The organism is Lactobacillus taiwanensis DSM 21401 (genome assembly GCF_001436695.1).
Lineage (GTDB): Bacteria > Bacillota > Bacilli > Lactobacillales > Lactobacillaceae > Lactobacillus > Lactobacillus taiwanensis.
This window is the reverse complement of the sequence record NZ_AYZG01000051.1, coordinates 454289-479944: the sequence shown is the minus strand read 5'-3', so window position 1 is coordinate 479944 and position 25656 is coordinate 454289. Positions and strand designations below refer to the sequence as shown.

Here is a 25656-nt window from a genome sequence, read left to right as displayed (position 1 = left end):
AACATTAAAAACAGCGTGGGAGGCTTTTAAGTCTGACGTGAAGACTAGGTTAGGAATAGCTATAGGATTTAGCATTTTTTGTTGTGTAGAAAATATATTGAAACTTTATCTGGAGGTAAAGAACTATTTTCTGTTTTAGCAGTTCCATCTTTTTTAATTTGTATTATTTTTTGGGTAACTATTCTTTTAGATATAGGAAAAGTTATTTGGGAGAAATTAACTTACATTAAACGTGAAAAAGAATTTAAAAAATATATGCTAAATTTATCAGATGATGAGATAGAGATTGTTAAAAAGCTGTATAATAATCCGCCACAATATAAGGGGTATTTGAAAGAAAATAATCCTAACGTGTTAATGCTATTAGCAAATGAAGTAATAGCGAAATTAAAAAGGAGAACTGTTTTGCGTATGAGTCAAATAGAAGATATAAATGATCCACCAGTACTTTATATTCTTCAACCAAAAGCACTCAACTTTTTAAAAGAACATGAAGAAGTATTAATTAAGTCTAGTAAAAGCTAGTCTTTTCATTTTTCACAATTAAGGTGGTGGCCCAGTAGCAACGACAGCGGACTGTAAATCCGTCACCGAAAGGTTTCATAGGTGCAAGTCCTATCTTTGCCATAGTCCTAATTTGGGCTAACAATTTATATTCATCTCAAAAAAAGTCTAGCATTATATGTTAGGCTTTTTTATAATTTTGCTGAGGTGAATTAAACTGAAAAAGAAAAAAACTAATTTTTTTGATAAATTAAGTGGATGGGTTGATAAAATAGGTGAAATTGTTGAAAAATATTTTAAAATATTAATTGCTTTTGTTATTACATTTTCTTTGTTAATTCTTATAGAATATTTGTTAATTAACTATAGTCCGCTCTATGTAAAATACATTAAAAGTATTGCAGTGTGGGCATTTTTAACTATTTTAGCCTTGATTTGTATAGTAGCAACTGCGAAAAAACTAAGATATACCTTTTTAGGCCTTTTAGTTGTACTATTTTCATTAATAGCACCGATTGCTAATGTGAATTTTGATAATCCTGCTTTATTAGGGTTATTTGTTATAGGAGATATTTTTATTAGCTCCAGAATAGCACTGACATTTAATAAATTAAATTTTGCTAAATTAAATGAAATTTTTTATCCAGTTAAAAAAGTAACAAGTAAAAAGTATAGATATGCTGGAAAAGAGATAACAGAAACAACCGAAGAGAAAAATTATTCCTTTATCTATATATTCTTGTTAATATTGCCAAGTATTGTTCAATTTGTAATGAGTTGGTTAGGTAAAAAATAAAGGAGGTGAGTAGCATTACCAAATTGACACAGAAACAACGTAGATTTATTGATGAGTACATTATCTCTGGTAATGCTACTCAAGCCGCCATTAAAGCTGGTTATTCTAAAAAGACGGCACGTAAAATTGGTCAAGAAAACCTAACAAAACCAGACATTAAAGCAGCTATCGAAAAACGCAATGCTGAAATTCAATCTGAAAAAACAGCAGATATGACCGAAGTCATGGAATATCTTACTTCGGTAATGCGTGGTGAACAGACTGAATCGGTAGCAACATCAAAAGGTGTCTATTCTAATGTTGAAGTTTCAGCTAAAGATAGAATTAAAGCAGCTGAATTGATTGGTAAGCGTAATGGTGCTTGGACCGATAAGAAAGAAATAAATGGCGATTTAAGCATTGAAATAGGAATGGGGGATTATGATGCCGACAATTAATTTAAACTTCCCTAAACCCTATAATATTTTTAATAAGCAGATCTTTGATAACCTTTTTGATTATACCCACTTTACAGAAGTCTGGTATGGTGGTGCTAGTTCTGGCAAGTCTCATGGTGTAGTTCAAAAAGTTATTCTTAAATCTCTTAAGCATTGGCCAACACCTAGAAAAGTTTTATGGATGCGAAAAGTTGATAGAAACATTCAAGAATCTATTTTTACCGATGTTATTGATTGCTTATCCAATTGGCAGATATTGCCATTATGTAGAATTAATAAATCAAACCGTACTATTCATTTACCGAATGGTGCGGTTTTTCTTTTCAAGGGATTAGACGACCCAGAAAAGATTAAATCTATTAAGGGACTCTCTGATGTGGTTATGGAAGAAGCAAGTGAGTTTAATCATAATGACTACACTCAGTTAACTCTTAGACTTCGTGAACCAAAACATAAGCAAAGACAAATTTTCTGTATGTTTAATCCAGTTAGCAAGCTTAATTGGACTTATCAGACTTGGTTTGATCCAAGTGCAGATTATGACCGGTCAAGGGTAGCTATCCATCAATCAACTTATAAAGATAATAGATTTTTAGATGAAGATAATATCAGAACAATTGAAGAGCTGAAAAATACTAATCCAGCTTATTACAAGATTTATACATTAGGTGAGTTTGCGACACTTGATAAGCTGGTCTTTCCAAGTTTTGAAACTCGTAGATTAGATCCTCATAGCAAAGACTTAGTTAATATTCCTGATTACTTTGGTCTTGATTTTGGTTATGTTAACGATCCTTCAGCATTCACTCATACCAAGATAGATATGAAAAACAAGGTTATTTATGTGATTGATGAGTTTGTTAAGAAAGGATTACTTAACAATGAATTAGCGCAAGTAATTAAGGATATGGGCTATAGCAAGGAAGTAATCACAGCTGATAGTGCTGAAAAGAAATCGATTGCTGAAATGCGGAGAGATGGAATTTATCGAATTCGACCAGCATTAAAGGGACCAGATTCCATCATTCAGGGTATTCAATTCTTGCAGCAGTTTAAGTGGGTGGTTGATGATCGTTGCGTTAAGACTATTGAAGAATTGCAGAATTATACTTATGTGAAAGACAAGAAAACTAATGAATATACTAATCGTCCAATTGACGCATATAACCACTGTATAGATTCAATTAGATATGGTTCAGAAGAACTAAATGGTAACAGTAGTCCAACGATTAAATTTACTAAGAATGTTTTATTTTAAGGCGGTGAAAGAATGGCAGAAACATTTAATGATAAAGTTCAGGTACTAAAAAATGATGTGTTTCTTTATGCTAAAGGAGAAGAATTAAGTATTGATGAACTTAGGTGGTTAATCAATCGAAATGAAAAGATAGCGAAAGAAAAATATGATAAGTTAATGGCTTATTACGTTGGAAAGCATGATATTTTAGATAAGCCTAATAAGGTTAGTGGGGTTGCACCTAAGTTAGTTAATAATATGCCAAGGTACTTGGTTAATACTTATAATGGTTTCTTTACTGGCATCCCTCCTAAAATCACACTTCCGGATGATAATGAAAATGAAACATTGCAAGACTGGAACAGCACTAACTCAATCTTTGATAAAACAAGCGAACTATCCAAACAAGTTGATATATTTGGACGTTCGCTTTTTTATGTGTATCAAGATGAAGATGGAAATACTTGTGTAACTGTTTCAAGTCCAACGCATAGTTTTATGATCTATGATGATACGGTTAGTCACAGACCATTAGCTTTTGTTCGATATTACAGAACAAGCAAGGGAGAATTAAATGCAACTGTTTGGTATGCAAACCATGTAGTTGATTTAATAAACGATTCTTTAATTGATCACATTTTTGATGGAAACGAATCTAAAGATGGAGTTAATATTTATGGTCAAGTTCCAGCAGTTGAATTTTATGAAACAGAAGAACGTGAGTCCTTATATGGTGGCGGTATTTTAACTCTGGTTGATGCACTAGACGATACATTAAGCCAAAAGCTAGATAATATTAATTACCTAGCTGATAGCTATATGTATTTATTAGGTGGTCACGTTGAACAAGATGAAATTAAATTAATGCGGTTAAATCGTTTCATTCAAGTTGATGGGGCCGATGCTATTAACATGAAAATTGGTTTTCTGGAACGTCCAGATGGTGATAATATCCAGGAACATATGATTGAACATCTTAATCAAACTATTCATGAAGACACTGGTATTCCAGATATGAAAGATGAAGCCTTTTCTGGTAATTCCTCTGGTGTGGCTATCAGATATAAATTAATGCCAATGGAAAATCGAGCAATGACTAAAGAACGTAAATTCACTCAAGGTTTGCGTAAGCTTTATAAGATTATTTTTTCGACATTTACAAATGTCCTAGATAATCCAGAAGCATGGCGAGATTTGGCATTTAAATTTACAAGAAATATTCCTGCTAACTTAGCTGATGAAGTTTCAACTGCTAAAAATGCTGAGGGTATTGTTTCTCATAAGACACAACTTTCAATGATTTCTACTGTTACTGATCCTCAAGCTGAACTTGATGAAATTGCGAAAGAGAAAACTGAGGCAATTAAGCAGGCTCAAGATGCAATTGGTTCTAATCCTGATCTAGTAAACGAGGATGAGGACGATGAAAAAGAGAAATAACTATTGGAAATTACGTGCTATTAATGAACACAAGTGGCAATTAAAGCAGCTGCAAAAAGATAGTAGATTCAATAAAGTCCTTGATCGTTCATATCAGATCGCTGTAGATAATATTAATAAACAAATTGAACATGAATTAACCCGTATTGGTGGCATTCGTAATTTAGTTACTGCTAGCCAGATGAGCGAGTATGAGAGATTAGCCCAACAAGTAGTTAATAGAGCCAATATAATGAGAGCAGCGGGTAAGAAGATTAAGTATTCTAACTTTCCTCAAGAAATTAATGAGAGATTGAAAGTTTACAATGCCACAATGAGAATTAATCAGCTTGAACTTCTAAAATCAGAGGTAGGAACACATCTTCTTGACTTAGGGGTGGATATTGAAACTAAGATCACTGATAAAGTTTACAAAGATTATTTTGATGAGATGAAAAGGCAGGCGGGTATTCTTAAAGCTACTACCAGCAATAATATTTGGGCATCTCCTGCGGTTATTGATAGTGCCACAGCTAATATTGCAGTGGGTGCATTTAGTAAAAATATATGGGCAAATATTGATAATTTAAAAGCTCGATTAGATGGCTTACTTGCTACTGCTATGATACGTGGAGATAATCCAAAAGAGATGGTTAAATATCTAAAGCCATTAGTTAAAAGTACAGTTAAGAATTCTGCTTATGCTGCTGAAAGAATTGCAAGAACTGAATCATCAAGAGTCCAGCATGAAGCACAAGTTTTATCATTAAAGCAAAATGATTATAAATATTGTAAGTGGTATATAGAACCTGGAGCATGCAAGTATTGTCGTGAAATTGCTCATAGTAATTCTGGTGGCAACTTGCCAGAAGGAATTTATGAAGTTGATGATTGTCCTGATATTCCAGTTCATCCCAATTGTAGATGCTCAATTGGAGCTTATTGGCTTGATGAAGAAAGTTCTGTTAAAAAAGCAGAAAATGAAAAAGTTGAAAAAGAGAATCCATTTTACGATGTTTCTAAATTTGCTAATGCAGATGAAACTCTATTTAACAAGAAATCTAATGAGTGGTATCAATCTTTAGAAGAACCCGAAAAGAAAGCCGTTGGTGAATATATTTCTGGATCAGAAGGATATAATGCTTGGTTGCGAGACGGCACAAAAGGCTGGGAGGATAAATATACAAAAGAGCAGATTGATATGGCAGTCGAGAGATATCAAAGCATTGATAAAAACCTTAATTCTGCTATAGATAAAGCTCCGAAATTAAAATCTTTTACTACTCAACGTTATGTTAATAAAAAAGAATATGAAGCTTATACTAAATATGCAGAAGATGGTAAGAAAAATATCTTTAAAAATATGAAAAGCACATCTCCATTTAATGGTAGTTTCAAGAGCGATTATAAAATTACTTATTATATTCCAGAAGGTACAAAAGGCGTTTATTTTGGACGGGATGCTGCTAGAATGTTTTGTGATGAAAAAGAGTTTTTAGTAAAAAACGGTCAAGATTTTTATGTAAAAAATGATGGAGGTAAGTTATTCGTTTATGTACAACCGAAGTCTTAAGCAAAAATTATTATTAAGTTTTATTCCACCTGTTAGAATTAAAAGATTTATAGATAATCAAGATTTTAAACAAGTATTTAAAATACAAGATCATCGTATAGTGGTAAAAGATTCTGTTAAATTAGAAGATTTTGCTGATTATGAAGTTTTATCTCAATTTAATAGTGATGAACATATATACATTAATTTAATGGAAATAAATAATGATTATAATTCCAAATTTAAAATGTATTTTGGAATGACTTTAGATGAGTATGAGAAAGAAAAATTAAAGTAAGCGACTATTTCCATAGTCGTTTTTATTTTGCCTTTTTTCCTGTGGCAAGGCATTAAAGAAGCTGCTGAGTAGAAAGTTAACCACTAACTGAAAGTGAGGATTTATTTATGGAAAACGAAAATCAAGAAGTTAAGACAGATTCACAAACCGCGGATAAAACAAATGAATCCGTTAAGACTTTTACACAAGAAGAAGTTAATGAAATGATTAATAAGCGTATCGAACGAGAACGCAAGAATCAGGCTGAACAACTTAGCAAAGCAAAGGATGAAGCAACTAAGTTAGCTAAAATGAATTCTGATCAAAAGAAAGATTATGAACTTGATAAAACAGCTAAAGAACGTGATGATGCGGTGGCCAAGCTTCAACGTTATGAAATGCGTGATCAAGCCCGAGATATGCTTAGTGAAAACAATCTAACTTTAACTGATAAGCAACTTGATTTGGTTGTTACCGGGGATGCTGAAACAACTAAGGCTAATGTCGAAATGTTAGCTGAAATTGCTAAGAGTATTCGTGATGAAGTACGTGATGATTTCAGAAAAGGAAAAACACCACGTACGAATAATGACACTCTTACTCGTGAACAGATTGAAAAAATTCAAGACCCTGTTGAACGAGTAAATATGATTAGAACACATATGAATTTATTTAATTAGGAGACTATATAAATGGCGACAGAAAATATTACAGTAAAAGATGATTTAAAACCACAATCCATTGATTTTACCAATCAATTTAATTCAGGTTTAACTACTTTATTAAAGGTATTAGGAGTTACACGTAAGCAACCTATGATGGTTGGTAGTCAAATTAAGATTTATAAATCTGAAGTTAATGCAGCGGATGGTACGGTTGCAGAAGGTGAAGTAATTCCTTTATCAAAGGTAACCAAGAAATTAGATCGTACAATTGATTTAGATTTTAAAAAGCACCGTAAAGAAATTACTGCGGAAGCTATTCAAAGTTCAGGTTTTTCAGCTGCGGTTATTGATACCGATAATGAATTGCTTAAGATGAACCAAAAAGATATCAAAAAGGACTTATTTGATATTGTTGCTAATGGTGATGGTGCAACAAAAGTAACAGCTGATAATTTTCAAATGGCTCTTGCTTTATCTTTAGCCAACTTGGCTATTAAGTTTGAAGATATGGATATTCAATCTGTAGCATTCGTTAATCCAATTGATTTTTATAGTCATTTAGGTAAAACTCAAATTCAAACACAAACTGCATTTGGATTACAATACATTCAAAACTTTTTAGGTTTTAATACTATTATTCTTTCTGGTAGTGTTCCTCAAGGTAAAGTAGCAACAACTGCTGCGTTAAACTTAAACGTAGCTTATGCTCCAGTGAATGGGGAATTAAGCCAAGCATTTGATTTTACTACTGATGCCACTGGTTTAATTGGAATTATGCATACTTCAAAGAGCGACAATGTTTCTTATGACACTGTAACTTTATCAGCAACTAAGATTTTCCCAGAAGTTCTTGATGGTATTATTCAAACTGATTTTTCTAAATCAAGTGGGACTTCACAAGAAGTTAAACCAACTGATAATAATGAAGAAGTTAAACCCAAAGCTAACTCATCAAAAGAAGACATCATGGCTTACTTAACTAAGAAAAATATTTCATTTGATGAAAATGCTTCAAGAGATGACTTATTTAAACTTGTAGAGTAGGTGGTCATGTGGAAGTAATTGATAAAATTAAAACATTGCTTGGTTTAAAAGATAATGATCAAGATAATTTACTCAACGTCATTATTGAAAATACTGAACAGGCTTTATGTTTTAAATTATCTGCTGATGAAGTTCCCAAAGAACTTAATTATGTTCTAGTTGAAGTGGCTATTAAAAGATTTAACCGCTTGAAAAATGAGGGAATGACTTCATATTCTCAAGAAGGTGAATCAATCACTTTTAATTCAAGTGATTTTAATGACTTTAATAGTGATATTCAACAATGGCGAGCAGATAATAATAAAAATGAGAGATCACTTGGCAAAGTTCATTTCATCAACCCTTATGAGGTAAGAGTAAGATGAGATATGATACGAAAATTAATTTCTTTAGTAATGAAGAAAAGAAGTATAACCCTCGTGTGCATCAATATGAGGGTGGTGCAAAGTTAGTCAATCAAGAGATGGCTAATGTTACTGACTTAGGATTAACACGCCAAGTGGAAATTTTTGGAGCATTTAAAGAAGGAAGAAAGACCATTCGACTGATTAACAAACCACCAGAAAAATGGTCGTTTTTAATGCTTGAAAATGATGATAAAAAATATACATTGCTTTCAAGCCTAAATCCGTCTAAAGGTTATGCTTTGATTGTGGGTGAAAATAATGCCAAGAATTAGTATGGGTGTGGCAGGTACTGAAAAACTTTCACGAAAGTTACAATCCGGTCAATATCAAAGAAAAGCAAGAAGAATTGTTAAGCGCAATGGTGCCGATCTTTCTGATAAAACTAAGAATAATATGTCACGTGTTTATACTGGTCACTATGAATGGAAAAAAGGTAGAGGAAAAGTATTTGTAAAACCTACTGGATCAACTAGTAAGAGTGTTACTGTTCAAATTAAGAATGGTGGTTATTCTGCTTCTGTTGGTGCACATACAAAATACTCACCATATCTTGAAATGGGGACAAGATTTATGGCTAAAAGACCAGCTTTGATACCAGCCTTTAGAACGCAAGGACAAATTTTTATTAAAGAATTAAAAGGGTTGATGAATGATTAAACCATCGATTACACAAGAACTGTATGACACTATTTATTTCAATCTTGAAAAAATGAATTATACAGTTTATGAAAAATTACCAGAAGAAGATGTTCCCTATCCATTTATTGTTATGGGACCAATTCATAAAAGACATAGAAATTTAAAAACGGCTATTGGAGTTATTTGCGACGTTGATATTGACGTTTGGGGAGATTCTGAGAGCCGTTTTTCTGTTGATTCAATTATTGATGAAATTGATTCAGTTACAAGAATTAATACCAATAGTTGGAAGTTTATCAAGAGAATTAATGAAAGTGATTGCCAAATCTTACACGATAATTCAACAGATCGCGATTTACTACATGGCGTTATGTCTTTAGTTTTTGAAAGTAGATAAGAAAGGAAAAATTTATGGCAAGTGAAATTCAAGTATTACAAGGTATGGATACCTTGGCCTATGTGCGATTATTAGAAAATGAAAAAACTGAAAGAGGTCAGTTAATCCCTTATCAAACATCTTTAAGTTTTGAACCACAACGTGATACAGATACTACTAAGACTAAGTCGGGTACTGTATCAACGACTAGCGCATTGGAAACAGATTTAGAAGTAGAATTTGTAAATAATATTTCTAAAGTATCAGATGATTTATACGAATCTCTATTTAAAAATAAGAAAATTGAAGTTTGGGTAGTTTACCGAAAGAGAAAGAATTCTCAAGGTCAATATTATGCTTGGTATATGCGTGGAATTGTCTCAGATGATAGTAATGACAACGACCCAGATGACAATTCAACACGAGATGTTACTTTTACTATTGATGGTGAACCACAAAGGGGATGGTTAACTCTTCCAGATGAAGCAGAAGAAGAATTAGCATACGTATTCCGTGGAATGGGTGTGGTATCAGATAGTGACCAGACTGGTCAAGGCGTAGCTTGGAATGCACAAGATCGCGGAACTGGATCAGATACTCAAACAGCGAGTAAAGCCTAAAGTAGAATCAAAGCAAACAGAAAATACAGGAGATAAGAAATAATGGAAATTACAATTGAAGGCAAGAAATATCAATTAAATTTTGGTGTTGGATTCGTAAGAGATCTTGATGAAAAGTATGGAATGTCTAATCAAGCTGGTTTTAGTTTAGGAATGGCGTTAACTAAAGCATTACCAGCATTAAATGCTTATGATCCGGCTGTTTTATCAGAAGTGATTCAATGTGCAGCAGAACCATCAGTTTCATTAGCTAAAGTAGATGGTCTAATTGATGATCCCGAAACTGATATTGAAAAGCTATTTACTGATGTGCTTAAGGAACTATCAGAAGCTAATGCTGTAAAGTTAGCAGCAAAAAAATTCAAAAACTAGATAGGCAAAAAAATAAAACGAGTGAACAAGAATATCATGAAATCTTGTTAAATTCATTAGCATATCTAGGTTTTCACTCACTAAAAGATATTCGACATATGACATTAGCCGAATATCAACTAAGAATGGAGGCTTACAGCCTTCAACAAATAAAAATTCAAGAAAGACTGCATTTGCAGGCTTTTCTTAATCAAACTGTTCAAGCTACTAAAGGAAGTAAGAAACACCCTAAACCTTACTACGAGAAGTTTGAGCAGTTTTTTGATGCTCAAAAAATGGTCGATAAAGTTAGATTGGCTTATGAACCTGACTATATTCCAAGTACTCAAGAGAAATTGAATATTGAACAGATTTTTACTAAGAGACTTGAAGAGTTCAAACGACTAAAGAAAGCGGGGAAGATAATTCCACTAAAGGATAGGAAGGAGGTACCAGATGGCAGATAACCTAATACAAGCTACTTTAGCTTTAAAAGATTTAAATTTTAGCTCTGGATTACAGAATGCTACTAGACAACTGCAAAGTTTTAGCAATTCGACCAATGGCATGAATAGCCAAATGCAAAATTTCGGTAGTGGTTTAGAAAATATGGGTAATAGTGTAGCTAATGCTGGTACTAAAATCCAAAACTTTGGTAATAATGCTCAAAAACATTTATCTGGAATTGGTAAAGGGATGATGGTGGCTGGTGCGGCTACTACTGCTATGGGAATGAATTCCGTTAAGTCCTTTGGTCAATTTCAGCAATCTTTGAACACCGCAGCTGTTGTAGCAGGCGGTACAAGTAAGGATATTGCTGGATTGTCAGAAGTAGCCAATAAAATGGGAGCTGATCTTCCATTAAGCGCACAAGATGCGGCCGATGCCATGATTGAAATGGCAAGAAATGGTGCATCCCTTGATGACTTAAAACAACAATTCCCAGCGATTGCTAAGGCAGCAACTGCAGCTGGTTCAGATTTACAAGCCACCGCTGGTGTTGTTCAGCTTGCAATGAATGTTTGGGGTAAATCTTTAAAATCTCCTGAACAAGCAGCAGAAATTTTAGTTCAAACAGCTAACTTATCAAATGCGTCTGTTGAGGATATGCAAGAGGTTATTGGTACTTTGGGTCCAACTGCTAACATGGCCGGCTATGGTATGCGTGATATGTCTACTGCTATTGGTTTGGTAACTAACCATGGTATGTCCGCAGCTAATGCAGCTCAAGATTTAAACTTTGCTTTGCTAAAAATGATGGCACCAACTAAGGTATCATCCAGTGCTATGGAAGCTTTAGGATTAAAAGTTCGTGATGCTCAAGGAAACATGCGACCACTTCCAGCAATCTTAGAAGATGTGGCTAATGCTACAGCCCATATGTCTAAGGAACAGCGAGACGCTGTACTTAAAGATTTATGGGGTACTGCTGGTATGAAAGCAATGCTCCCACTTCTTGATTCTGTAAAAGATAAGACTAGTAATACTGCTACTTCTTGGAATGCTTTCAGTGGTGCTTTAGATAAAGCAGCAGGATCAACAGAAGCAGCAACTAAGTCACTTGATACTCAAGCTAGTGAAATGCAGAAAAATATTGGTGCTAAGGTTGAACAGGTTGGAGGTAACTGGGAATCCTTAAGGAATTCGGTTATGCAATCTAATCAAGGAATAGCAGGCTCAATGTTAGATAATACTAACCACATGCTTGAATGGGCTAAAGATTCCAATGATGCTTTGGCACAAGTAACTCGTGGTTTTATTGCTTTAAGTCCTGTAATTGGTCCTGCAATGACAGCTGTAGGGGGGTTTCTGACTAATTTCAGTAAAATTACTGGAGTTATAGGGGGAACTGCTAAAGGATTAGGAAATTTAGCTTCAACTATTGGTGTAGTTTCTCAAGCATTGAATGTTGGTAAAGGAATTTCAGGAGCTGCTACTGCATTAGGAGAATTAGCTAATAAATCTAAAATTGCTAAAGTAGCACAACTTGCATTAAATGGTGCAACTAGAATTGGAACTGCAATACAAGCTGCATTTAATGCAGTTATAGATGCTGGACCATGGGGCATAGTTGCTATTGCAATAGCAGCGGTTGTTGCCGCATTAGTCTTATTTTTCACTAAGACAAAAATGGGTCAACAGATCTGGCAGAATTTTACAAAGTTCCTATCAGATGCTTGGAATAATTTGAAAGAACTGGCTGGTACTGTTTGGCAAGGAATTACCTCTACAATTAGTAAAGCTGGAGAAGATATTAAACAAGGCTGGAATGGAACAACAGAATGGTTTAGTAATCTATGGGATAGCATAAAACAAGTTTGGAGTGGAGCGACAGAATGGTTTAACAACTTGTGGAGTGAGATTAAAGAAGGAGCGAGTTCAGCCTGGCAAGGTTTCTCGGATTTTATGGCTCCAATCGTTCAAAGTGTTCAAAGTGCATGGAACGGTCTAACAGATTTCTTTAGTAACCTCTGGAATGGAATTAAAACAGTATGTCAGAATGTCTGGAACTCATTTGTTGAAGGTATGACTCCAATAATTGAATCAATTAAAAATTTATGGAGTGCTTTAACTGAATTCTTTAGTGTTCTATGGCAAGGTCTGGTTTCTTTAGCTCAAACCATTTGGAGTGGTTTAGTAACGATATTTTCTCCAATTATTGAAGGAATTAAAACAGTTTGGAATGGCTTAACACAATTCTTCAGTGGCTTATGGCAAGGAATAGTTACAGTTGCCCAAACCATCTGGAATGGGTTATCTCAGTTCTTTAGTAGTTTGTGGCAAGGCATTGTTAATACTGCTCAAACCATTTGGAATGGTTTAACTGTTGTGTTTCAAACCATCTGGAATGTAATCCAGACTGCCGCTCAAGTAGCTTGGCAGGTTATTAGTCAAGTTTTACAGACAATGTGGCAAAATATTGTAATTGTAGCTCAAACAGTTTGGAATAGTTTAGTAACCATAATTAGTGGAATATGGGAACAAATTAAAGCAGTAGTTTCGACTGCGCTGAATGTTATTTCTACTATAATTCAAACGGTTATGGGAGTTATTCAGGCTATTTGGCAAGCAGCATGGAACGTTTTAACTACAATCATATCTACTGTTTGGCAAGCAATTTCTACTGTGGTTTCAACTGCCATTAATGCAGTGGCAGGAATTATCCGTGCAGTAACTCAAGCAATTCAAGGAAATTGGACTGGTGCATGGAATGAAATTAAAGGCGTGGCCAGCACAATCTGGAATGGACTTAAATCCCTTGCTTTTACTATTTTTAATGGACTTAAATCTATTATTACTGCTGTATTAAACGGTATTCTCGAAATATGGAATTCTATTTGGAATGGGATCAAGGGAATAACTTCGGCAGTCTGGAATGGTATTACATCAGTTGTTTCAAGCGGATTAAATACACTTAGAAGTTTAGCTTCTAATATTATGAGTGGAGTTCAATCCATATTTAATAATGGTTGGAATGGAATTAAAAGTGTATTTAGTTGGGGCGTTGATGCGCTTAAAGGTATGTTTAACTTTTCACTCTTTAATCAGGGTTATAGAATCATTAGCTCATTACTTGATGGTTTGCAAAGCGCATTTAGAAGCGTTCAATCTTTTGTCTCAGGAATTGGTTCATGGATTCAAAGCCATAAAGGGCCAAAGCAATACGACTTACACTTATTAATTCCAGCTGGTGGCTACATTATGAGTGGTTTCCAAAAAGGATTAGAAAATGGTTACAGTGATGTTCAATCCTTTATAGGTGGAATTGCTGATGATATAGCTGGTACATCATTTAATGCGCCAAGTTTGAATACGCAAAGGTTAGATTGGCAGATCAATCAACTTAATAGTAATATGCGTAATTCTTTGTCTGCTAATGTTGACCAACGCTTGAGTTTAGAAAAGCAACCGGCTTATATTGATTTAACTCTTGGTGGAACTGAATATCGAACATTTGTAGATGATATTAGTAGAGAACAAGGTAAACAAGCTGAATTTAAACGCAACTATAAATTTTAGGAGGTAGTTATAATGTATAAATTTAGAGATTTAGAACTAGCACGGTCTCCCACTGTGGAGACTAGACCAGCTGACGCTTTAAATTATGATGGGCATTGGTTAGATGATGAGATTGCTGAATTTAAAACATTGACTGTAAGTGGTCGAGATGATTTTAGTAGATCAATTAATACGGTTGAGTTATCTTCTGACGGCTCGCAATATTTAGGTTCAAGATTTACAGATAAGAAACTTGAAGTTAAGTTTTTCCTGGATTGTAATAACGCTACTGAATATGAAAATGCGGTTTCTAAGATTAAACAAATTCTTTACCCTTCTGAAAAGAAAATCAAATTTAATGACGAGCAAAATTATTACTACATTGGAACAGCAGACAGTTTTGTTCTTGATAACCCACTATATTCCACTACTGGGAAGATTAGTTTTACAGTAAGTAATCCCTATAAATTATCTGAAACCAAAAAAATAGAAGGTACAGGAACAACAATTACAATTCGTGATAGCGAATTGCAGTATCCTAATTTACCTTCTGTTTTAAAATTTGTTCCTACTACTGGTGGAGCAAATATTTCTATTAATAATGGTAAGCAACATAAGTCAATCAGTGCAAAGGTAGCATATTCAAGTGGTAATGAAATTATTTTTGATTTTAAAAAGCTAGAATTCTATGTAAATAAGGTATCTCATTTAATGGATATTGATTTGAGTTCAAATATTGGAGATTTTTATATAGCCGATGGCGATACAATAACTACTAATATTACTGGGAAATATGAATTAGATTATGAGGTGAAACGACTTTGATTTTTTACTTATTGAATAAAGGACAGCAAACAGTTAAATTACTAAATAATGATGAAACTATTGAATCTAATTTAGATGAAGCAATTAACACAGCTGGTGAATTAAAGTTTAGTTTGCCACTTCAAAAACGTTTAGACAGTAATATTTACTATGTACTTATTCCTGAATTTCACGGGAATGATTTCTTAATGTTTAAAATCATTTCCGAGGATGTTCAAAAAGATAGAGTAGAATATAGCGCTGTTGAATCCGCCTATGATGAACTTAAATCATATGAATACATTAAAGATATAAGACCACATCAAATGAATGCTGCTCAAATGCTTCAACAAGTACTTAAAAATACACGTTGGAGTTTAGGCTATGTAGAAGACACTGGTATTCAAAGTACAACTTTTTACTATGTGACGATTCTTGAAGCAATTCAGAAGATTGTTGATTTATTTAAAGTTGAACTTACTTTCACCATTCAGCTTGATCCAGTAACGCAAAAAATTACTGGTCGAAGAGTTAATTTGTATCAACAACAAGGTAGAAGAACAGGAAAAAGATTTGAGTACGGTTCAAATTTACTAACTGTTACTCGTGAAGAAGATAGTCAAAATTTAGTTACTGCCTTAGTAGGCCGTGGTAAAGGTGTTCAAGTTTCTGGTCAAGACACGGAAGATACTTCTGATGATGGCTATAGTAGAAGATTGACTTTTGCTGATGTTGAATGGAAGACGTCAGCAGGCGCTCCCGTTAATAAACCTAAAGGCCAAGAATATGTAGAAGATCCTAAGGCCACCGCTTTATATGGTTTTAGTGATGGGCATCCTAGAATTGGATTAGTAACTTTTGAAGATATTGAAGATCCTAATCAGTTAATTAACGCAACATGGTCAGCGTTACTAGAAGCCAAGCGACCAAAGGTATCTTTTAAAGCGGAGGTAACTGATGTCGGTAATTTACAACTAGGCGACACTATTGCAATTATTAGACATGATTTAGGTATTGAATACTTTACACGTGTTTATAAGGTTCATCACAATTTAAAAGATGAAAATCGAAACACTGTTGAAATGGGGGACGATTTTAGTAGTCGTTCAATAACTAGTGCAATTTCAAATGCTATTCAAATTTCTCAAGATGCAACAACGATAGCTAATACGGCTGCAATTGCTGCTAATGGTAAAAATAGAAATTTTTACAGTAATACTAAGCCTTTATTTGCTAATGAAGGTGACAACCTGTTCTTAAACCTAGGCAATGGCGAAACAGAAATGTGGGTTTGGCATCATGGTCAATGGGAGTTTGTTCAATCCACAGTTGAACTTCATACAGTTCAAAAAGAGGTAAAAGAAGCACAAGACGTCTTGAAAGATGCTAAGAAAGAAATAGCAGATAATCTTGCTAAGGCTGATAAAGATATTGCTGAACTTAACGCAAGTATTGGCAATCAGAACTCAAAGATTGAGGGATTGAATACTAGCGTTAATACTGTTGTTATTCCTAAAGTTACGGATATTACTAATCAGGTATCTGATGTAGTCACTAAAGTAAGCGAACAGAAAAATATTGTTACTGGCTTGCAAAATCAAGCAACTCAACAAGGTAAGGATATATCTAAGATCACTACTGATGTTCACGGTGTTACGGTTGATTTAGCTAACCTTAATGGGGATGTAAATCAAACTAAGGCTACTGTGCAAGGATTACAAACCACACTAGGTAATGCTCAGGGGGATATAGCACAGATTAAAGTGGATGCTAAAAAACTTTCTACTAGTTTATCTGGCAAGGTTGATAATTCCACGTATGCTAACTTTGTCAGTGCTACAAACAATGCATTGAATGCTAAGTTAGTGGCCAGTGATTTAAATGGATATGCAAAGACCACTGATGTTCAAGCCACGGCTAATGGATTGCAAGTAAATATAAATAGCTTAAGTGGTAAGCTAGATAATTTAGTTATAGGTAATAGGAACTTGGTACGTAATTCTGGTTTTCCTAAAAATACCGATTATTGGAGTGGACCGGAGATAGCTAATCATGATTTTTATTATTCAAAAACTAAGCCATTATTTTTATTGAAAAATAGTTCAAGCGAAGAAAACTATGCTGAATCGAATTACTTTCCTTTAAAAAGAAATACAACTTATGTAGTAAGTTTTAAAGGATTTAGTTCAGCTAATGTTTCTAGTTATGATGTATTTATTTTGTCTAGAAAATATGGTGAAACAAATAAATATTCTTCAATAAATCACGTAATTGATGCTAAAAGATTATCTCCCAGCAAAGTAGATTATATAAAAGACTTAACTTTTAATTCTGGGGAAAATGATGAAGCATATATTAGATTTGATAATAATGGATCAACAAATAACGAAACAGGTTGGTTATTTTTTACAGAAGTTAAAGTCGAAGAAGGAAATAAATCGACAGCTTGGACGCCAGCGCCTGAAGACGAACAAGAACGTGTGAATAGTATAACTTCACAACTATCGGCCCGTATTACAGCTAACAGCCAGCAATTTAGTTCATATTATTCTAAAACTGATGTTGACCATAAAGTAAGTGGCGTGCAGAGCCAGATTACTCAGAATGCAACGGGATTACAGAGTGTGGTTGCTAAAGTTGATAATATCAGGATTGGTGGAACCAACCTTATTCGTAATTCTAATTTTGATACGAATTTACATGGATTCTGGCAGACAAATGGTAATTATGTAGTTAATTGGAAATCACCTGGAGTAGAAATACCTAAAGGTGATTTAATTCAAAACATTCCAGCAAAACCAAATACCACATATACTTTTAGCTTTGATTTGATATATCAGGATGTAACAGATAAAGGTAATAATCAATTCTTCTTTGTTGAATATAAAGACTCAAACTGTACTAAGACAACCAATACTTATGAAGATCATCGATTTAGTGGGAATAATTTTCCAAATACAGCAGGTCGAAAAGATAAAAAATTAACTTTTACAACACAAAGTGATTGTTATGGGCTAAAAATGTATATTCGACAAGATAGTAGTAAAAATAAACCTTTTCATATCGCTAAACCTAAGCTTGAGGAGGGAAATCAAGCTACTGATTGGAGTCCATCTCCTGAGGATAAAGCCAATCAGTCTGATTACTCTGCTTTAAACCAAACTGTGAAAGGATTGCAATCTACAGTTTCAAGCAACTATGGGAACTTACAATCACAGATCAGTCAAACAGCTGGAACTATCCGTAACGAAATTACTAACAAAGTAAGTGGCGTGCAGAGCCAAATTACTCAGAATGTCAACAATTTAAATCTTCGAATCAACAATACTTCGCGTAATTTGGTTTTAAATTCTGGTAATTTTCAGAATTTAAATGGATGGTATACGAATTCAAATGGTAGTTTAACTTTAGGAAAACACAGCTTTTGGAAAAATAGTACGGAAAACGTTCTATGGATAAATAATCCATCTAAAACTAATGAAGTAATTGTAAGTAGCGCAAGGTTTTACGTTCAACCACATACTACTTACACTATTTCTTTCTATGCTTTTGCTTCTGTAAACGTTAGAAATAGTGATCTTTATTTTTTAGGACGAAAAAGAAATAGCAATAAAGACTTTGAATATATCATTCAGCCTATAAATTTACGTCGATATTCGCCTAGTCATGCTGAATACGTTACAGTTACTATTAATACTGGTGAATCTGAAGAAGGATATCTTAGATTTGATAATAATGGTTCAACAGATGGTAATAGTAACTTGCTAGGTATTACTGATATTCAAATGGAAGAAGGTTCTGTAGCTACACCTTGGAAACCGGCCATTAACGACCAAGTTTTAGCCCAAATTAATGTAGCAGCCGGCAATACCTTGATTCAAAACGACAAAATCTACATGGATGCTTCTTCTACTGTATTTAGTGGTAAAGCATTCATCCCTAATGCAGCGATCACAAATATTTCAGCAGATAAGATTAATACAGGTACGCTTGACGCGGGCAGGATCAACGTGATCAATCTAAATGCGAACAACATTACTACGGGTACTATTAATGGTGCTAACTTGAAGATTAATCTTAACAGTGGTGAGATTCTATTCCAAAAAGGCCGTATTGCTTCCACTAATGGAAATCTGAATATTGATCTTAACAATGGAACTATGAGCGTTACAAACTATTGGGGAATGGGTGTATTTTTCCAAGATGGACAGATGATTTTGGATGATAGAAATTCTTTAGGTTTAGCGGGATCTTATTCTGATGCTAATCCCAAGTATGGAATAATAAAACGTTCATATGACATTTTTTCTGAAGGGGTATACGGGATGGACTTGCTCTCTCCAAATGCCGTAAGTATAAAAACCACGAATTATGATGGCATAATTAATACAGGTACCGGACTAGATTCCACAAAAAATGGCGCTGTTATGACGGTTACTAAATATGGAAATGCCACAATAAATAGTGCAAATACTACTTATTTAACCGGTGGTCTTAAGTTCAATCAGAGTAAAGTTATGGTGGGAGAACGTCCACATATTTGGATTGGAACTTTTAATTCAAAAGTTGGAGATCGTATTGAAATAGATGCTAATTATGTTCATATGCCAACTACATATTGGAGAACGACTGGTGCAGCGCCTAATCTGCATATAGCAGACGATGGTGCCCTAGTGCGTTCAACCTCAGCATCAAAATACAAAACCAATATTCAACGTAGCTATTCAACCGAATATGGCGATAAACTTTTAAATTTGCCTACAGCTATTTGGACCGATAAAGGCCAAAAGGAAAGATATGAGGCCGGTAAACGTCATATCAAACCTGAAAAATACTTCGGCATGATTGCAGAAGACTTAGCTGATGCTGGCTTAGATCTCTTAGTTAGTCGAAATCCAGAAACACATGAAATCGAAGGTATTCAATATGAAAGAATAGCGCCTGCGCTCTTACCAGTAATTAAGAAATTAAAAGATAAAGTAAATAGATTGGAGAAACAAATAAATGAATAATGACAACGCAATTTCACAAAAATTAATTAACAAGTTAGCGACTAGTGAGTATAACAATGCAATTTTACAAGTGAAAATTGATGAACTAACTCAAGAAGTAAACCAATTAAAGGCAGAAAAGGAGAACAATAAAGATGTTAAGAACAAGTAAATCAATCGCAATTTCAGGTCGTTCAATGGTAGAAGATAAGCAAGTAGCTACTTTTAATGCCAATATTTATGAAGCTAATGCGTCTGGTGGTAGTGATAACATCAATATGATTATTACTGACCGTGATCTATATGATAAGAATAAATCTGCTGTACGAAAAGACTTACAAGACTTCCAAGCTAAAGTATGGTCTGCACAAGATGAGGTAATGGCAGAAAGTGATGAGAAAGCAAGTGAATCATAATGAGCAAAGAAGTGGAGCAATTATGGGAGAATGTAAAACATAATCCTCTTCATTTGATTATTGGTTTGATGCTAGTTTTATCTGGCGGATTTCTCTTGATTTGTGATGATTTTTTCTTATGGCCACCCGAATGGACTAACTTTTTTAATAATGACTTGATTGACGCTATTGCAATTGTGATTGGCGTCTTTTATTTTGCTTACGTTTTAGCTGGCGCTAAAAGTCCGTTAGCAAATATTTGTCTGCTAACTACCAGCGCTTTTCTTTTAACAATCCTTATTGTTTTAGAAATTGGATATGTATTAGCCTTTCAAAATTATTCATTATTAATGGCAGCTATTTATCAATTTGGAATTTTGCTGTTAGTTCAAGTATGTGCATCAAGATCACCTGGCATGAAAAGAAAGTAGGGATAGGAAGTGCAAGAATGGATTGATTTTGTTCAAAAAATCGCGCTTCTTATTTCTAGTGTTGTGGGATTATTAACGATTTTTAATACTTTAAAACAGACTGATTATTCGAATGCTAAGGAAAAGAAAGAAGAGCTAAAAGAAGATGTAGAACTATATCGTAAACGATGGCTTCAGGCAGAAGAAGCTTATGACAAGCTTTTAAAAGATAGCGAGAGGCTTAAAAGACAAGTTACTAGATTAGAAAGTAGGAAAAACAATGAATAATAAGTTAGAGAAGGAATTGGAGAAGCTAAACGTAAAGCGAGCAAAGCTATCTCAATTTTTGTCAAAGCAAAATAAACAGACTGTATCTGCTAACCAATTAGAACTATTGAAACAACAAAAACAAGTAATGGCTAAATATGCGAAAGTTTTAAAGCTACGTATTAAAGACTTAAAGGAGACTAAATAATGAATAGCATTTTTATTGATGTATCTGCAGTAATTGTTGCGCTAGTAGTTTCATATTTTGTGTTTTGGTATCAAAAACATAAGACAGAAATTGATAAAAAACGAGCTAAAGGAGATGCTTTAGCTTTTGTAGTTGATACTTTGGGTCAAGTTGCTACCAATGTAGTTTATGATTTAAAGGATAGTTCAGAAAAAGGTGCTGAAAAGAAAGAACAAGCTAAAGTTAAAATTAAGAATTTTTATGCAGATGCTCATTTACCAGCACCTAGCGATGACCAACTTTCTGGTGCAATTGAAAAAGCGGTAGCTATAATGAAGTTATCCAATGAAGGTGGAAAGAATGAATAAAGTAGAAAAAAGAAGTTATGGTATAGATGTATCCAGTTTTCAAGGAACTGATTTATCAGCTATGGCCAGAGCAGGTGCTAAGTTTGCTATTGTGAAAACTTCAGAAGGATTGGACTATAGAAATCCAAAAGCCCAAGCTCAGGTAGAGAGTGCCAAAGCTAATAATATGATAACCATGGATTATCATTATGCAAGATTTAGTAATGATCCTAATTTGGCAGTTCAAGAAGGAAACTATGCAGTATCATCAGCTAAATTAGTTGGCATTGAGCCGGGCAGTTATCTAGCTTGTGACTATGAACAAGGAAGTGGAAATGAAACTGGAGGTAATCGTGAAGATAACACAACTGCAATTTTAAAGTTTTTAGATACAATCGTGAGTGCAGGGTATAAGCCACTGTTATATTCTGGAGCTGCGCTTATGAAAAATAAGATTAATACGGCTAGAATTTTGGAAAATTACCCTAATTGTTTATGGGTTGCTGCTTATCCTTATAAAGGGGCAACAAATACTCCGGATTTCAATTATTTTCCTTCTATGGAGGGCGTGATTATCTGGCAGTTTACGAATAACTGGCGTGGTATGGATGTGGATGGAAATATTAATTTATTGGAATTAGAAACTACAGTATCTGTATCACAACCAGCTAAAGTACCTGTAGTACCTAATAGTTGGATTGATAATTTTGGAGATAAGTGGGTTAAAGAGGATGGTACTTTTATCACCGATCGCCCAATTAATTTGAGAAAAGGAGCCAAGCTTACTAGTGACATTATCACTACCTTACCAGCTGGTTCAGTAATTAAATATGATGCCTATAGTAGACATGATGGTTATGTTTGGATTAGACAACCACGTGAAGATGACCAATATGGCTATTTAGTTTGTCGTCAAGGAAATACACCGTGGGGAACATTTAAATAAAAAATAAGCCACTCTGGAGATTAAGTTCTCTGGAGTGGCTTATTTTTGTGCTTATATAATAGTAGAAAAATGATATAATTTTATTTGCTGTGTCATGGAGAGTAAGACGTGACACGGCTTTTTTTGATACAAAATTGATACAAAAAAATCATACAACCATGTTTAGTAATGGGCGAAAATACCGTTAAAAGCATGGATTAATCTATAATAAACATTATTTGATGTAAAAAATGAGACCCCTCATCTCCACTATATGGAATAAAAACTGCTTTAGAGCAACATCTAAGGCGGTTTTTTTGCGTTTGATATAAAATTGATAAGCGATTAACATTTATAAATAAAATTTTGATTTTATTTAATTCTATACAGTTTTTTCAAAATTATATTTATTTTTTTGTAAAAAGATGATAGTCTGTTATTTGAAAATGTTAAACGCTTAACATGCAGGAGGAAAAAGATGTTGGAAAATAAAAATCATAAAAAGATATCTTTAAGCGGAAAATCTTTATTAATGGGAACTTTATCTACTGCAGCAATTGTATTAAGTGCTTCAACTGCAAATGCTGCTACTACTAATGCAGATAATGTTAATGAAAATCAAACTGTTGCAGTAACCGCCACTACAAAAAATGAAACTAGTAATCAAGTAGAAACTACTACTGATACAGATAAAAAATCTGATGATACAGCTGTAAAAGCAAATAAAGAAACAGTAGCTGAAAATAAAGCTACTAAGAAGGATAACACTAGTGTAGTAGAAGCTGCACTGACGAATAGTGATAAGACTTTATCGAATTCTTCAGTTGCTGATGATAAGGTAAAAAATGATGATAGAAAAGTTGCTGCTCCAGTTATTCAAACTGAAAAGAAAGATTCAGTAAAGCAAAATAAAGCAGCTAATACAACAAATAGTGCTAATGAAGATAAAGAAGCCTCAGTAAAAGAAGCTGATAATAATTCTTCTAATAAGGCTGAATTAAAAGGCTAAATCAAAGATATTGTTGAAGAATCTGGTGTAGATACTAGCAAGTTAACTGATGACCAAATTAATGAATTAAATAAGATCAACTTTTCTACACAAGCCAAGAGTGGAACTCAATTAACTTATAATGACTTTAAGAAGATTGCAAAGACCTTAATTGAACAAGATTCTCGTTATGCTGTTCCTTTCTTTAATGCAAGTAAGATTAAGAACATGCCTGCTGCTAAAACCCTTGATGCTCAAACTGGAAAAGTTGAAGACTTGGAAATTTGGGATTCATGGCCTGTTCAAGACGCAAAAACTGGTTATGTTTCTAATTGGAATGGATATCAATTAGTAATTGGAATGATGGGAGTTCCAAATACCAATGATAACCACATTTATCTTCTTTATAACAAGTACGGTGATAACAACTTCAATAACTGGAAGAATGCTGGACCTATTTTTGGTTTAGGTACTCCAGTTATTCAACAATGGTCTGGATCAGCAACTTTAAACAAAGATGGTTCAGTACAACTTTACTACACTAAGGTTGATACAAGTGATAACAATACTAATCACCAAAAGATTGCCAGCGCTACTATTTACTTAAACCTTGAAAAGGCTCAAGATAAGATTTCTATTGCGCACGTTGATAATGATCATATTGTCTTTGAAGGTGATGGATATCACTACCAAACTTATGATCAATGGAAGAAGACTAATAAGGGTGCAGATAACATTGCAATGCGTGATGCTCACGTGATTGATGGTGAAGATGGCAATCGTTATCTTGTCTTTGAAGCAAGTACTGGTACTGAAAATTACCAAGGTGCTAACCAAATTTATCAATGGTTAAATTATGGTGGTTCTAACAAGGATAACTTAGGTGATTTCTTCCAAATTTTATCTAATAATGATATTAAGGACAGAGCCAAGTGGTCAAATGCTGCAATTGGTATTATCAAATTAAATGATGACATTAAGAATCCTGGCGTAGACCATATTTATACACCACTTATTAGTTCTCCAATGGTAAGCGATGAAATTGAACGTCCTGATGTAGTTCGCTTAGGTAATAAGTATTACTTATTTGCTGCAACTAGATTAAACCGTGGTAGTAATGATGATGCTTGGATGGCTGCTAACAAGGCGGTTGGTGATAATGTTGCTATGATTGGATATGTTTCCGATAATTTAACACATGGATACGTTCCGTTGAATGAATCTGGTGTTGTATTAACTGCTTCTGTTCCAGCTAACTGGCGTACTGCTACTTACTCATACTATGCTGTTCCAGCTAACTGGCGTACTGCTACTTACTCATACTATGCTGTTCCAGTTGAAGGAAGAGACGATCAACTTTTGATCACTTCTTACATCACTAATCGTGGTGAAGTTGCTGGAAAAGGTATGCATGCAACTTGGGCACCAAGTTTCTTATTACAAATTAATCCTGATAACACTACTACTGTTTTAGCAAAAATGACTAACCAAGGTGATTGGATTTGGGATGATGGTAGTGAAAATGCAGACATGATGGGTGTACTTGATAAAGATGCCGCAAATAGTGCAGCTCTTCCAGGTGAATGGGGTAAACCTGTTGATTGGGATTTAATTGGTGGATATAACTTAAAGCCACACCAACCTGTGACTCCAATTCCAAATATTCCAACGACTCCTGAAACACCAAGCACACCAGACACTCCACATACTCCAACGACTCCTGAAACACCAAACACACCACATACTCCTGATACTCCACGTACTCCAGAAGTTCCACCTACTTCAGTTAAGAAGACTACGCAATCTAAGCTTCCAAAGGCGGGAGCTAAAAATGGTATTGCTGCAGCAATTTTAGGTGCTGTAAGCTCAATGTTAGGGACTATTGGCCTTGGCATTTCAAAACGCAAGCGTAATAATTAAATTTAAAAAAAGATGAGTTTTAATATGACTCATCTTTTTTGCTATAAATATAATTTATTCTAGTATGAAAAACTGTAAATTTTCTCAAAATTATCTTTT

28 protein-coding genes are annotated in these 25656 nt (G+C 34.1%); all 28 read left to right on the top strand.

Features of this window, described 5'->3' with window-relative positions; genetic code table 11:
• Positions 1 to 81: 81 nt before the first annotated feature.
• Positions 82 to 525, top strand: coding sequence for a super-infection exclusion protein B (locus FD18_RS08585; protein WP_235499916.1), 444 nt, complete (start codon positions 82 to 84; stop codon positions 523 to 525).
• A gap of 382 nt (positions 526 to 907) precedes the next feature.
• Positions 908 to 1300, top strand: coding sequence for a hypothetical protein (locus FD18_RS08580; RefSeq protein WP_057719495.1), 393 nt, complete (start codon positions 908 to 910; stop codon positions 1298 to 1300).
• A gap of 14 nt (positions 1301 to 1314) precedes the next feature.
• Positions 1315 to 1737, top strand: coding sequence for a terminase small subunit (locus tag FD18_RS08575; RefSeq protein WP_164477444.1), 423 nt, complete (start codon positions 1315 to 1317; stop codon positions 1735 to 1737).
• Entirely contained in the window at positions 1724 to 2995 is a 1272-nt protein-coding gene (locus FD18_RS08570; protein WP_057719493.1) for a PBSX family phage terminase large subunit, read from the top strand. The genes FD18_RS08575 and FD18_RS08570 overlap by 14 nt, the downstream gene beginning before the upstream one ends.
• Before the next feature lie 12 nt (positions 2996 to 3007).
• The gene (locus FD18_RS08565) at positions 3008 to 4414 is read left to right on the top strand and encodes a phage portal protein (protein ID WP_057719492.1); all 1407 of its coding nucleotides are present in this window, start codon (positions 3008 to 3010) and stop codon (positions 4412 to 4414) included.
• Entirely contained in the window at positions 4398 to 5966 is a 1569-nt protein-coding gene (locus FD18_RS10300) for a minor capsid protein (RefSeq protein WP_235499915.1), read from the top strand. Before FD18_RS08565 ends, FD18_RS10300 begins: the two co-directional genes overlap by 17 nt.
• On the top strand, positions 5947 to 6243 hold the full coding sequence (locus FD18_RS08555; RefSeq protein WP_057719491.1) for a hypothetical protein: 297 nt from the start codon (positions 5947 to 5949) through the stop codon (positions 6241 to 6243). The genes FD18_RS10300 and FD18_RS08555 overlap by 20 nt, the downstream gene beginning before the upstream one ends.
• Positions 6244 to 6350: 107 nt before the next feature.
• Positions 6351 to 6902, top strand: coding sequence for a DUF4355 domain-containing protein (locus FD18_RS08550; RefSeq protein WP_057719490.1), 552 nt, complete (start codon positions 6351 to 6353; stop codon positions 6900 to 6902).
• Positions 6903 to 6914: 12 nt separating this feature from the next.
• Positions 6915 to 7931 (top strand): hypothetical protein, encoded by a 1017-nt coding sequence (locus FD18_RS08545; protein WP_235499914.1) that lies wholly within the window; start codon positions 6915 to 6917, stop codon positions 7929 to 7931.
• 8 nt (positions 7932 to 7939) lie between these two features.
• Positions 7940 to 8296 carry a phage head-tail connector protein gene (locus FD18_RS08540; RefSeq protein ID WP_057719489.1) on the top strand — a complete coding sequence of 119 codons (357 nt, stop codon included), beginning with the start codon at positions 7940 to 7942 and terminating at the stop codon, positions 8294 to 8296.
• Positions 8293 to 8610, top strand: coding sequence for a hypothetical protein (locus tag FD18_RS08535; RefSeq protein ID WP_057719488.1), 318 nt, complete (start codon positions 8293 to 8295; stop codon positions 8608 to 8610). Before FD18_RS08540 ends, FD18_RS08535 begins: the two co-directional genes overlap by 4 nt.
• Complete coding sequence (locus FD18_RS08530; RefSeq protein WP_057719487.1) at positions 8597 to 8995, top strand: HK97-gp10 family putative phage morphogenesis protein; 399 nt, start codon at positions 8597 to 8599, stop codon at positions 8993 to 8995. Before FD18_RS08535 ends, FD18_RS08530 begins: the two co-directional genes overlap by 14 nt.
• The gene (locus FD18_RS08525; RefSeq protein WP_057719486.1) at positions 8988 to 9374 is read left to right on the top strand and encodes a gp17 family tail completion protein; all 387 of its coding nucleotides are present in this window, start codon (positions 8988 to 8990) and stop codon (positions 9372 to 9374) included. Before FD18_RS08530 ends, FD18_RS08525 begins: the two co-directional genes overlap by 8 nt.
• A gap of 14 nt (positions 9375 to 9388) precedes the next feature.
• Complete coding sequence (locus tag FD18_RS08520; RefSeq protein WP_057719485.1) at positions 9389 to 9973, top strand: phage major tail protein, TP901-1 family; 585 nt, start codon at positions 9389 to 9391, stop codon at positions 9971 to 9973.
• 42 nt (positions 9974 to 10015) lie between these two features.
• The gene (locus FD18_RS08515; protein ID WP_057719484.1) at positions 10016 to 10345 is read left to right on the top strand and encodes a tail assembly chaperone; all 330 of its coding nucleotides are present in this window, start codon (positions 10016 to 10018) and stop codon (positions 10343 to 10345) included.
• A gap of 98 nt (positions 10346 to 10443) precedes the next feature.
• Positions 10444 to 10791 (top strand): hypothetical protein, encoded by a 348-nt coding sequence (locus FD18_RS08510; protein ID WP_057719483.1) that lies wholly within the window; start codon positions 10444 to 10446, stop codon positions 10789 to 10791.
• Positions 10781 to 14344 carry a phage tail tape measure protein gene (locus tag FD18_RS08505; RefSeq protein WP_057719482.1) on the top strand — a complete coding sequence of 1188 codons (3564 nt, stop codon included), beginning with the start codon at positions 10781 to 10783 and terminating at the stop codon, positions 14342 to 14344. The genes FD18_RS08510 and FD18_RS08505 overlap by 11 nt, the downstream gene beginning before the upstream one ends.
• A gap of 12 nt (positions 14345 to 14356) precedes the next feature.
• The gene (locus FD18_RS08500) at positions 14357 to 15148 is read left to right on the top strand and encodes a distal tail protein Dit (protein ID WP_057719481.1); all 792 of its coding nucleotides are present in this window, start codon (positions 14357 to 14359) and stop codon (positions 15146 to 15148) included.
• On the top strand, positions 15145 to 20139 hold the full coding sequence (locus FD18_RS08495) for a phage tail spike protein (RefSeq protein WP_057719480.1): 4995 nt from the start codon (positions 15145 to 15147) through the stop codon (positions 20137 to 20139). The genes FD18_RS08500 and FD18_RS08495 overlap by 4 nt, the downstream gene beginning before the upstream one ends.
• Positions 20132 to 20290, top strand: a complete 159-nt coding sequence (locus FD18_RS09885) for a hypothetical protein (protein WP_164477442.1) — start codon at positions 20132 to 20134, stop codon at positions 20288 to 20290. The genes FD18_RS08495 and FD18_RS09885 overlap by 8 nt, the downstream gene beginning before the upstream one ends.
• Positions 20274 to 20534, top strand: a complete 261-nt coding sequence (locus FD18_RS08490) for a hypothetical protein (protein ID WP_057719479.1) — start codon at positions 20274 to 20276, stop codon at positions 20532 to 20534. The genes FD18_RS09885 and FD18_RS08490 overlap by 17 nt, the downstream gene beginning before the upstream one ends.
• A complete protein-coding gene (locus FD18_RS08485; protein WP_057719478.1) occupies positions 20534 to 20944 on the top strand; it encodes a hypothetical protein in 411 nt (136 codons plus the stop codon). Before FD18_RS08490 ends, FD18_RS08485 begins: the two co-directional genes overlap by 1 nt.
• A gap of 9 nt (positions 20945 to 20953) precedes the next feature.
• Positions 20954 to 21211, top strand: a complete 258-nt coding sequence (locus tag FD18_RS08480) for a hypothetical protein (protein ID WP_057719477.1) — start codon at positions 20954 to 20956, stop codon at positions 21209 to 21211.
• Positions 21204 to 21398 (top strand): crAss001_48 related protein, encoded by a 195-nt coding sequence (locus FD18_RS08475; protein WP_057719476.1) that lies wholly within the window; start codon positions 21204 to 21206, stop codon positions 21396 to 21398. The genes FD18_RS08480 and FD18_RS08475 overlap by 8 nt, the downstream gene beginning before the upstream one ends.
• On the top strand, positions 21398 to 21745 hold the full coding sequence (locus FD18_RS08470; RefSeq protein ID WP_057719475.1) for a phage holin: 348 nt from the start codon (positions 21398 to 21400) through the stop codon (positions 21743 to 21745). Before FD18_RS08475 ends, FD18_RS08470 begins: the two co-directional genes overlap by 1 nt.
• Positions 21738 to 22670, top strand: a complete 933-nt coding sequence (locus tag FD18_RS08465; protein ID WP_057719474.1) for a GH25 family lysozyme — start codon at positions 21738 to 21740, stop codon at positions 22668 to 22670. The genes FD18_RS08470 and FD18_RS08465 overlap by 8 nt, the downstream gene beginning before the upstream one ends.
• Before the next feature lie 457 nt (positions 22671 to 23127).
• Positions 23128 to 23658 carry a hypothetical protein gene (locus FD18_RS08460; protein ID WP_057719473.1) on the top strand — a complete coding sequence of 177 codons (531 nt, stop codon included), beginning with the start codon at positions 23128 to 23130 and terminating at the stop codon, positions 23656 to 23658.
• Complete coding sequence (locus FD18_RS08455) at positions 23659 to 25557, top strand: glycoside hydrolase family 68 protein (RefSeq protein WP_420919757.1); 1899 nt, start codon at positions 23659 to 23661, stop codon at positions 25555 to 25557.
• The last annotated feature ends 99 nt before the right edge of the window (positions 25558 to 25656 follow it).